2 protein-coding genes are annotated in these 12,250 nt (G+C 49.6%); both read right to left on the bottom strand.

The annotated features are described in order from the left end of the window. Positions 1 to 20: 20 nt before the first annotated feature. Positions 21 to 3,404, bottom strand: coding sequence for a C1 family peptidase (locus BLT02_RS03565; RefSeq protein ID WP_139187404.1), 3,384 nt, complete (start codon positions 3,402 to 3,404; stop codon positions 21 to 23). Positions 3,405 to 3,868: 464 nt separating this feature from the next. Continuing rightward, positions 3,869 to 11,794, bottom strand: coding sequence for an Ig-like domain-containing protein (locus BLT02_RS03560; RefSeq protein WP_092991638.1), 7,926 nt, complete (start codon positions 11,792 to 11,794; stop codon positions 3,869 to 3,871). Positions 11,795 to 12,250: the final 456 nt, after the last annotated feature.

Raw genomic sequence — 12,250 nt, 5'->3', positions numbered from 1 at the left:
TTTGAATTATTATTTTGCTGTTACCTCTTGATTATGATGCTTCTGGTTCCGCTCCAACAGGAACGGATTGTCTTAGTACCGACTGTTTTGACTGCCCGGACCCGGAAATAATATTTTTTCCCCTTTACCAGGCCCGTGATAACACCGGTCACTGTATTCCCGCCTTTTAACTTCTTTATCTTCTTCCCGGATTTAAAAGACTGATCTGTACTGTAAAGGATTTCGTATCCTGTTGCTTTTGCGTTCTTTTTCCAGGTCATGGAAGCTTTTCCGGCTGCGTTGTTTTTCAGGGAACTCAGTACAGGCGCTTTTATCCTGAAGATTGAAACTGATTTTGAAAGAGTGCTTTTACCGGAACTCGCTTTTGCTGTAATTTTGTAAGTATAACTGGTGCCGTTTGAATCGGCTTTTTTATCAATGTATGAATCGGTCGCTCCATTGTTGATCACAGCGATCCTGGTATCGTCGCGATACAGATAATACCCGTTGGCACCGGTCACTTTTTTCCATTTCAATTGGATGCCGTCCGGCCGGTTCTCTGCTTTGAAAGAGGCAGTCGCAGCCGGAACGATATTCAGCTCTACCGAGGCGGATGCTGCTTTAAAGTTGGATGTTGACGCGGATTTTGCAGTGATCCTGACCCTGCCTGCTTTTTTCGCAGTGATTATTCCTGAACCAGACACTGCAGCAATCGATTCATTTGAAGAAAGAAAGGATTTCGTGCCTTTGGCTCCCGTAAGAGTGACGGATGCTGTCTTTCCCACTGAGACATATGTCTGGGACTTTTTGATTTTGAGAGACTGCGCTGCTTTATTGATCGTAAAAGTAACGGAAGTACTTCCGGTGTAATACTTCATTCCGTTTATAGTGATCTTCCCTTTTCCTGCGTACAGATTTGAAGAAACAGCAAGATTGTAATCCCGGCCTTCTGTAAGCGGGATGTTCCCATCGGAGACCGAAATGGCAGGGACTATACGTCTTCCTGTATAGGTAAAGGAAGTTTCGGACAGTGAAGCTTTACATTCCTTGACAGGTACAGTGACATCGACGAAAAGTTCAGCAGATAAGTTCCGCCCGCCCTGGCATATCTCTGCCCGGATGACGGCACTACCCGGGCCTTTACCCGTGATTTCTCCGGTTTCAGAGACCACCGCGGCAGAAGGATTGCTGCTGGTCCAGACAGGTCTTCCCCCGCCAGCCGGAATCGTATCATTAGCAGACAACGCTGCCTCAAAGGGCATCTCTGCGCCGCATTGTAGAATCGCGGTGATCGCGGTCTTCTTTGTGAGGCCTCTTCCCAATGTGATCCTGTCGGATCCTTCAAAGCCTATGTTCTGTATCGTAACTGTGTCAAGGTTCTGTGTGAATGCCTTGATTCTGGGTGTGGCCCCCACATCATGGAGATCCTTCCAGGATCCCTCACTGTTTTTTGCAAAGCTCTGTCCTGCTGCCGTCTCATTTCTGAATCCGATCCAGTCACCATTTTCATACGATTGATCTGCGAACATAGAGACCGAATCACTGTATCCCTGCAAAGTTATCACAACGGAAAAATAAGTCCCGCATACTGCCCTGACCGGATCGTCCAGAACAAATGTCTGATAGCCGGCTGTCTGCGTGACCCCGGTTATGGCCTCGCCTGCAGGTTCTCCGCTTGTTGGCTCACCGGGATCTTTCAGATCTGTATAAACCTGTATTTTATAAGAGATTCCGGACTCGGAAAAAGCGGCACCGACTGCCCCGATCAGTTCGTCCCGGCAGCCGTCATTCTGACCTGTGGTGAAAACGTTGGCAAAAGATCCTCCATTTTCTACAGAGTATGTTCTGGTTCCGCAGCTTCCATCGTAAAAATAGGTATTATCGTAATTATCTGCTCTTCCGAATTCAAAAGTATACGCAGTATTGGAGGCGGAACTCATGGCCAGATCTTCGTAAGAGATCCAGAAAAAACCTTCCTCACCAAAAGATGTTCCCCAGCTGTTTTTGACCAGCCAGGCACCGTCTTTGCCGGGAGCAGACAGAAAGTTATCCGCGGAGTAGTTGTCATCCCATCCCACGATCGTTATAGCATGATTGGTCGCCGTGAAACGATCATTATAATAAGCGTGTGTCTCACTGTTGTAATATGCGCCTTTTTTGTAATAATAAGCGGACGACACGCTCCCCAGCCTCATGATTTCCTGTTTGATAAAGGCCGTATCCGTCATGGAGATCCATGCGGCGTTTTCCAGATGGACGCGGTCATCCAAAGCCCGGCTGTCCGGAAGACTCCTGTCCCCGTCCCAGGCCCCTTCTCCCGGATAATCCTCTTCCGACGACACCCCTGTCCAGTTGGCCATACAGAAGGTCGTATATCTGTTATTCCCTCCGCCATACATGTAATCATCACCCATGCTGATGTAATAGACCGCATCGTCCCCGCACATTCCCGATTCGTGATAGGTGGGAACGGAAAAAAAGCAGGCCAGATGTCTCTCTGAAAAATCGGGAGCCGGGTCAATTTCATTCAAAATGGCAGATGTTTCCGCACACGAAACAGCGGAATAAGCCCAGCATATCTCCGAATCTCCCTGATCCTTTGCTTCTGTGATGAGCCCTTTTTCACGGCTGTCATAAAAAGAGGGAAGAGATACTTTTGCCCTGAATTTCCTGCCGGAAGCCGGGTTTATGGCGACCGCAGCTGGAACAATAAAATCATCTTCTATGATCCCTTCTGTTTCGCGCTCAAAGTCAGCAGGAGGATTTTGAGACGTTTCTGCAGCCGTTGCCGCCTCCGACGCTGGTTCTTCTGCAGGTCCGCAGGCTTCCAACGGCTCCGTGTCGTCAGCCGGCTCCGTGATTTCCACGTCAGCCGGTTCAACGCTTTCCTCCGTCTCCGGGCCTTCTGCAGGTCCTGAGGTCTCCTGCGGCTGCTCGTAGTCAGCCGGACTTATGATTTCCCCTGAACCCGGTTCGCCGGTTTCATCCGGTTCCGCATCCGCTTCCTGTTCCATGTCTACATCAGGTTCAGAATCTGCAGCAGCTTCTTCAGACGTATCCGGTTCCCCGGTCGTCTCCACTGATTCATAATCAGGCTCTGAAGGTTCAAGACCGGAATCCCCGGACGCAGGGTCAGGGGTGGGTTCAAAAGCTTCGATTATGGTCGATTCCGGAGCCTCTTCTGGTTCCGGAAATGCTGAATTTGCTTCTGCCGGACCAGCGTCTATCGGAACATCATCCGCCGGAACTGCGTCTGCCGGAACATCCTCTGCCGGAACTGTGCCTGCCGGAATGTCATCTGCCGGAACTTCATCTGTCGGAATTGAATTTTCCGGAGCGGATATCTCTTCGGGCTGTGTGTTTTCCTGTGCTGTTTCTTCTTCAGAGAGCGTTTCCGCCGTTTCTGTCTCATCTGCTTCTGTCATAGCAGCTTCTGCTACCGTTGCAGAAGTCAGCACCGAAGCCAGTGAGGCGCATTCCGGAATCGGGGGAAAAATCACACTGACGAACATAAGGAAAGTTAAGATAAGCACAAGCGTTTTTGCTTCTTTTTTCTTCATAAACAGAATTTAGATTGTATATCATTTATGCGCTTAAGAGCAGTTTTTCAGGGGTTCCTTAAGAATTTCACGAAATACCATTTTATCTGACAGTTTATCATCTTGCTGCGTGGCCGTCGATGGAAATCGCAATCAAAGCTGCCCTTCTTTTTCATGTTCTTTTACGAAAACCGCAGCGAAGAGCTGATGTCTCCTTCGCTGCGGTTCAACATATCATACCATGTTTTTGAACAGTTGCCGGGCAGGCACTGCCGCTGCCCTGTTACGTGCAGGAGTCTGTCAGCAGATCAGCCTGCCGCAGTGTCTGTCCTTATTGGCATGGTATAGGGTTATTTGATGGTGCAGGACACCACAGCACTGTACGAGCTGTAGACGTTGCCGGATGCGGTCTTGATGTAGGCGCGCATCTTGAAATATTTTTTCTTTTTGCTTGTCAGGTTTTTGATCGTGGAAGTGAGAGTGGATCCCTTTGTGATCGTTGCCGCTTTCTTGAAACCCGAGGATTTCGAGTTGGAGGTGTAGATCTCATATCCCGTGGCGTTTGTCACTTTCTTCCACTTCAGGACAGCCTTTTTGCTTCCCGCCGTAACAGCAGGTTTATTCATCACCGGTGCCGTATAAACCTTCAGCAGTTTCTTTGGCCCGACCAGTGTTTTGGAGCCGACTTTCTTGTAAGCCGCCACTGCGTAGGAATAGGCGGTTCCTGCTTTTAGTGAATTTACGGTATAGCTGTTGGCAGTGGTCTGCTTGAGCTGTGTATATTTTGAGGAAGCGTATTTGTAAACCTTGTATCCGCTGATTCCGGATTGTTTAGTCCAGGTCAGTTTCAGGGAGGTCGTTTTTGTGGCTGTCTGTTTTAATCCGCTGATCGCTTTGGGAACGATATTGAATGTCAGTGTCTTCTTGCCGTTGTTCGGTGATTTACCGGCCACTACGACTGTGGCCGTTCCGATTGCCTTGTTGGACTTGTAGGTGACTGTATAGTCTGTTCCGTTTTTAAGTGTTGTGTTACCTGCTTTGACAGTGACCGCGGGCTTGATCGCGCTGCCGGTGTAAGGACAGCTTGTTTTTGCAAGGCTTACGGATGATTTCCCGATGTTGTACAAGTACTTGATGGAAGACACCTTAAAACCGAATTTGCTGACAGAGCCGTCGGTATGCATATGGATCCGGACCGGTAGTGAGGTGACTGTGATCGTCTGTCCCTGCAGCATTGTTCCGGTCAGTCTGGTGACTCCGGTCTGTCCGTTTACGTTGAGGGCGACAGGCTCGCCGTCCTTGTCCAGGACTTCCAGGTAATCATAAGAGTTTTCAAATTCTGTCCGGCTGTCAAATTTGAGCCGCACTCCACGAACATAGGATGCAGTGCTCAGCTTCCAGACTTTGTCAACATTCGAGCTGTAATAATGTGTCGCAGCATCGGTATAGTCAGACTCGAATCCCTTCGTCGAAGTGACTGTTTTGGTTTCATACTGTTTCTGCTTTACTGTGACCTTGCAGGTCTTTTTGTACTTACCGGCTGAAGCCGTGATCGTCGCAGTTCCGACTTTGTTGGCATAGACGTCTCCGTCGTATACGGACGCAACCTCCGTATTGCTGCTGGACCAGGATACATTGTCTGTTGTGTCTGAAGGAGTGACCGATGCGGACAGATAGTGGCTGTCGCCCTTTGTGATCGTCACACTGGTCTCGGAAAGCGTCACTCCTGTCGCAGGTACCGTATAGACAGTTACCTTACAGGATTTGCTTATATTCCCGGCTTTGGCTGTGATCGTTGTCTTCCCGGGTGAATTACCGTAGACTTCTCCGTTGTATATGGAAGCGATCGAACTGTCTGCGGATTCCCATGTCAGCTCATCGGTGGTATTTTCAGGAGTGACTGTCGCTGACAAGTTGGAGGAATCCCCGAGGCGGATCGACAGGTTTGTGCTGGAAAGCGCAATAGCCTGAGCGGGTATCTCGACGTTCACGCGGAAGCTCTTTTCCACGTCTCCATGGGATACAGTCACGATCGCACTGCCTCCCTGGAGTCCTTTGATCCTGGCAGTCCTCTTGTTTTCTCCCTCCGTTTCAATAGAGATCAGGTCCTCATCGGAGACTGACCATTTGAAATCCTCGGATAGAACGGTGTCCTCCGGAACCGGTGCGGCATTGATCACAATCCCTTCTCCGCCTCGCACTGTGACAGAAAACACACTGTTTCCGTCCGCATCTGTAAGAGTGATGTCTTCGATCGCCAGGCTTACAGTGACCTCGCACTGGGCGCTCACATCATCATTCTGCTGTTCAGCCGGTCTGACAGACACGATTGCTGTTCCGGGCGCTTTGGCTGTGATCACACCGTCATTATCTACTTCTACGACAGCAGTGTTCTGAGACTCCCAGGTCAGACTGACGATATCCTCCAGATTTGAAGGGGAGGTGACCATGTCGACCTTCAGATGCTTCTGTTCTCCGACAGAGGTCATTTTTACCCTGGGGTATACCATGCGGATACTGGTGATTTCAGGTTCAACAACCTGTACTTCACAGCTCGTGCTGATTTCAGGATTACTCTTCAGAGCCGCAGTGATAACTGTCGTTCCTTTCGAGACCCCGGTCACTTTACCGCGAGTATTGACTTTCGCAACTTCAGCGTTATCAGTGCTCCAGTCAAACAGGCTGTTTGCCACTGCCTGATCTGCTGTAGTGTTGAGCTTTGCGGAATCACCGACCTTTAATGTGAGCGCAGACTGATCCAGCTGCAGCCCGGTGATCTCATCGGCGCGGACAAAGACAGCTGTGACAGCGGAGTCTTTTTCGGGCACATAGAAAATTGTGCTCTCGCTGTTCTCGTCCTCGAAGAAACCGAAGTCGGATTCCCACCTGTCAAATACATAGCCGTCGGCGGGCGATGCGGTCAGAGAAATCGCATCATTCGATGTATAAGTACCGCTCTCGCCGGCTTCAATGCTGCCTCCCTCACCGGCTGTAATGCTGACATTGATATCCGAAAGGACCCTGATGGTCTCTCCGCTGCAAGTCATCCTGGTATACTCCAGTCCCTCATTGTTCAGTGGAGTATCCGAGGAAAGATATACATAGAACTGCGCGGAACCCTCCAGATCGGTTTCCGGAATATAGATGATCTGTGATTCTCCGCCGTCAAGGCTCTCCAGTGTAGTATCATAAATGATACTTCCGTCCTCGGAATCCGCCAGGAATTTAACGTTTACATTTACAGCGGGAATACGGCTGTAGTTCTTAATGCTGACGGGGTAATAGAGTCTTCCATCGTTGACGGTCGTCTCCAGCTGCTCAGCAATGATATCCGCATATCCGAGCACCATTCTTTCCCGCCCATTATCATAATTGTCATCATCCTCTGCATACACGCAGACGTCATAGTCCACAACGGTGCCATCACCCACAGATTCATCAACTATAAAGTCATCGATACTGATTTCCGTTGACTCACCGGGATCAAGACCCAGTCCGCTGATATCTCTGCTGTAGGTGTCTCCCCATCCGCTTATTTCCACAGTTACCTGATCCAACAGACCTGTTCCATTATTGGCCACTGTGAGCGACAGGGGCAGTGCCTCGGACCCAAAGGCCTGGTCAGCGTCATAGACAAATCCGGTCAGAACTGCGTCATTTCTGCCATAGAATGAGCGCTCAATCATCTCACTGGAAGAGATATTCCCCTCCTCGTCATAATTGATCGCTACATAAGTGAGCACCAACTGTCCGTCCTGGCTTTCCGCATGGATCCCATGGATGTAATCACATTCGCAATTGAGCAGCTCATAAGGCTTGCTCCAGACACCGTTCCTGTAATGGGCTGCATAAAGTACAGCGCTGTTATCAGGAAGCTCTTCTTCATATGCTTCTCCGACATCATTTCCTTTCCAGATGACGTATGTCGTGTCGCCCAGATCCGCTACGGTGTATTCGGAAATATCTGTCGTATAGTCTGTAAAAACATTACCGATTTCCGTACTTCCCGAGAGCCTGTAACAAATATTGCCATCCTGATACCAGAACAGCGCATCACTGCCGTTCAGCGAGGAATTCAAAGCTCCGCGCACGACAGAGCCGTCTCCGGAAAGGAGTTCTTCATTTTCCTGACTTCCGCCTTCAAAGGCAAAGGTGTAGGTAGTCTGCTTTGCATCCAGTCCTTCCGAGAGATTGAAGACTGTGTAAACAGCTGTAGGCTTTCCGTTCTGTATGGAGGCGCTCAGTTCCGCCACATCGATTGTTCCGATATTCCTGACCGACTCAGCCGACGCGGTCCCGTTCTGATAGCTCAGGCTGCACAGAGAGCTCTGGGTATCACCGCTTTCGATACTTCCATCGATTCTGTTCCAGACAACATAAGCTGTGCCGTCTGCAGCAGCAACCGCTGGAATCGCATCCACAACGTTATTATTTGTGAGAGAAACCGTTTCGCCGAAGGTGTTTGAGGCTGTGTCGAATACTTTGATACAGATTTCCTGTGCATTTCCCATTTCGTCGACAGTCACAGTATTATCATCAAAGACTTTGCTGCTGTTTTCCCAGACAACAAATACTTTTCCGCTTCCGTCATATGCGGCATTTACAGAAAAATCAGCAGTCCCGTCGTCATCGACCGGAAGCGGATCGCTCCACCAGCCGTCTTCATTGACGGAGTACATCAGATCACTTCCATTGGCGACACTGCGGTCCATATTTTCATCGATCCAGAATTTGAATTTTTTGCCTGAAGCATTGAGGAACAGCGGTTCCGCGTCCGCAGAGACGTTTCTGTTCGTAATGAAAACATCCGCGTCCTCCGGAAGACCGACCGGGTGTTCGTTGTTCATGTAGTCTCTGGATTTCAGTTTAAACGGTTGTTCCGCCAGGGCTTCATACAGGTTTTCTCCTTCATCTCCGGGAGAACCGTTCCAATCCTCACTGTCCAGCAGCTTTACTGTCGCTTTAGCCAGTGACAAAGATTTTTCAAACTTCCACAAACCCATTTTCAGATTTGCTTCACCAGTCAGAGTGGCCAGATGGTGAACGGCCGGAAGCGTGAAGGTATAAGAGAGAGTTCCGCGTCCTTCTACGCCCAGATTTGCGACTCCCTTGCTGCCGACACCGCCTTCGATCCCGACAGAGAGAGAGGGGTTAAAGCTTCCGTTCAGTCTCATACCGAGTCTTCCGTCATCTGTTGTGAGATGCGCATCTCCGGAAATCTGAACCGTGATGCTCCCTTTTCCGCTGACCGTGATGTACAGAGGCACCACCCAGTAATAATTAACTGTATAGGAAGCGCTGACCGAAGCGGTTCCCATAATGGCAAGAGAAACATCCACTTTGCCGTTCTTGACTATGCCTTCCCCGTAACCGCCATAATCAAATTCGATATGTTTCGGGATTCCCAGACTGGCTGTTCTGTCTCCTTTTTCGAGCAGTCCCCCGAAAACCTTTTTCGCGTTCACTTTTGCCGCGTCTGTGGTTGCAAATTCTCTCTTTGCCTCCTGAATCCTGTAGGATTCCTCTGTGTTGGGCATCCTGTTCAGGTTGTAGCTGACTTTGACTTTTCCATTCTCTTTGATCTCCACCTTCAGCTTGGCGCTGTTTTTGAGACCGAAGCTGACGCTGTCTCCCAACAGGAGGGCTCCAAGAGTTCCGGTAGCGAGGTTTTTGCTGGAATACGGCCACAGGTTCAGATCCGCGATTGTTGTCGTCGCGACAGAAGGTATGCTGACTTTAATGCCGAGACGGATCTTTCTGGATGTTTTCCCGTCTTTGGAGACACAGTAGACTTTACGGATTCCTCCGGAGGAAAATTTGTCGATTACGGTTCCGCTCTTAGTCTCCACTGTTTTCAGCTCAAATTCACCGGTCGTGTTCTTCTCGACGACCGCATTATCCTGAAGCAGATAATAGATACAGTCCGCTGTATCTGATTTCACGATCAGTTTGATCTTTTTGATATCGGAATCTTTGGCATGGTCAATGTCTTTTCCGGAATTATCGATATAATGGACCGTGCCGTTCATGACATCCTGTCCGTCCAATGTGACTGATGTCACCGCAGGCTGGTCGTCATCTTCGCGCTTGATCGAGACAGAGATCCGGTCGCCGCCTTTTACAAATCTCGTAAAGGAGCCATCTGTATATCCAGCGGCCTTCACGGAGATAGAAACCTGGGTGCTTGCCTGAGAATTTAAGGGGAGTCTGGCAAATCCGTTGGAATCGGTCGTTCCGGATGTGGTTCCGCCGGTCAGTCCGGTCATTGTAATACTGGCATCCTTGACACCTTCCCCGCTCTGGGAGTCTTTGACCTCTATTCCGATTTCTTTGTTCCCTATTTTAGAAGATGTATTGGATGAGGAGTCAATACTCGCACCTACGCCGACCCCATAGTAGGTGGAAACGGTTTTGCTCTTACCGCTTGAAAGAGAAGCCGGATCCCAGTAGATTCCAACTGCCGAATCTCCCAGGTAGCCACCCTCATAACCTACATAACTCCAGTAATTATTGGAGATCTCTCTCCAGTTCGTGAACTGGACGCGGTCAGGGGGGATTTCCCCATTGCTGACGAGATAGCCTGTAGCAATCGTTGTGGGATTCGTAAGGCTGTCATAGACCTGATAGGAATCCGGGATTCCTGTGGATGCATCATAGTTCTTGATCGTTGTGACATTTCCGGTGCCCTTGACTTTGAAAGGGGCGTCATCATTGGAAGCAAGCATGGTGTCGATCATGATCCTTATACCAACACGATGGCTTTCCGTTCCGGTATTCGTCACTTTATACTCTATTTTCACACAGTCATCGATTGTCGAGCCCCCTATTTCAGTTCCGCTCGAGACGAAAGACAGTTTTTGTGTCACTGCGATCCCGTAGCTGTCCAGAAGCATTGTCGCCAAAGCGACATTGTTCCTATATGAAATGGAATCGGCTGTAAAAACCATTTCGTCCCCATCTATATACAAGAGTGTTGAGGACGTTCCGGTATCCGGATATCCATATAGAAGCTTGCGTCCATTATCACTGCTGTAATTGGGATTTCCTTCGATATTCCCGATCGAAAATCTACCGTCACTGCCCACAGACACATCCAGGTAATCATTACTGATGCTGCCTGAAGAGGCGCCTTCCGGATACTCGCCCTCTGCGGTCATCCTTGCCTGCGCGCGATAGGCTTCATAGTCAGCATAAAGGGCGACGATTTCCTCCTTTGAGAGCGATTCATAATCCGGGGCGTACTGATCGCGGTACTGTTCCCAGGTCAGAATCTTCTCTGTGGTCTCTTCAGCGGGCTCAGCACTTTCAGCTGCGGCAGCAGCGGCTGTTACATTCAGGCTGCTTTCTTCCTGAGCTTCGGTTTCGCCACTCTGACTGCCTTCTGCAGCAACCTCTTCCCCGGGAAGCTCTTGTCCTGACGTATCCTCTCCGCTATTTTCTGTATATTCAGTATCACTCTGATCGCCGGCTTCATCGGCCACGGAGCCAGTGTCATACTGTTCGGCAGCTTCATCGGCCGCGGAGCCAGTGTCATACTGTTCGGCAGCTTCATCGCCCGCAGCCCCGGTGTCATACTGATCGGCGGCTTCATCGCCCGCAGCCCCGGTGTCATACTGATCGGCGGCTTCATCGGCTGCGGCCTCGGTGTTATACTGATCGGCGGCTTCATCGGCCACGGAGCCGGTGTCATACTGTTCGGCAGCTTCATCGGCCACGTAGCCGGTGTCATACTGATCGGCGGCTTCATCGGCCGCGTAACCGGCGTCATACTGTTCGGCGGTTTCATCGGCCTCAGAACCGGTGCCATATTGACCGTCTGCTTCCGCGTCTTCTTCAAAAGTCTCTCCGGGGACAGCCGGATCCTGTGCGAAAGAATCATTTTCCTGATCCTGCGAGGATTCACCGGTGAGATCACTGCCGGGAATATCAACGCCTTCAAAGGATCCTCCGCTTTCATCTGCGGACTGCTCCTCCGCGGCCAGTGCTGTTGTCCCCTGTTCTGTTTCCTGAAGCCATTCTGCGGCTCCCGCGGCAGTCATTGCTTCCTGTGCGGGATCTGCAGTCACGAAACTGTAGGTATTTTCCTCTCCCGCCATGAGTTCTTCATCTGCGCTGATGAGTCCCCCCTCTGATACGGACAGTTCCGATGGAGCAGATGCATCAGTGTTCACATGTTCTGCATTCTGTCGGACTGCGGGGGCATAGGCCAGCACATTGCCTGACAATAGTGAAATGACCAGGGCAAATGCAAGCAGATTCTTTAACAGCTTATTCATGTCCTCCTCCTTGTAGCTGGTTTATTAAGAGAGGAAACAGGCATTCAGTTTTTGTCGGCGGAAATATCTGATAAGGGGACATGTACAGGGATAACCGTCGAGAGAAAAACAGATATGGATGTTTTCTCTCAATTAAAAAATAATGAAAAAAGTATACAGCTAAAAGGCATATTATTCAAATATTTAAGTATATTTAAATATCTTGAAGCAGGTTTTTAGAAATAATCACATAAAAGGTACAGTGCTGAAGCGTACAGTGCTGAATGCGCCATTGGATCCCCCTGACATATGGAATCGTGATATAATATATAAGCACAGCTTTGAAATGTTTCTGGATTTTGAAGAACTTTGAAATATTGACAGAAAAGACATGAAACGGGAAATCGTCCGTTTATCCGGATAGTACAAGGCTGAGAACCGACAGGCGAAGAAGAATAAATTGATACGGAGCACGGA

It is taken from the genome of Sarcina sp. DSM 11001 (assembly GCF_900101015.1).
In the GTDB taxonomy this organism is placed as follows: Bacteria; Bacillota; Clostridia; order Lachnospirales; family Lachnospiraceae; genus CAG-791.
Note: the sequence above shows the minus strand (reverse complement) of the source record. Positions and strands in the feature narration are given on the sequence as shown.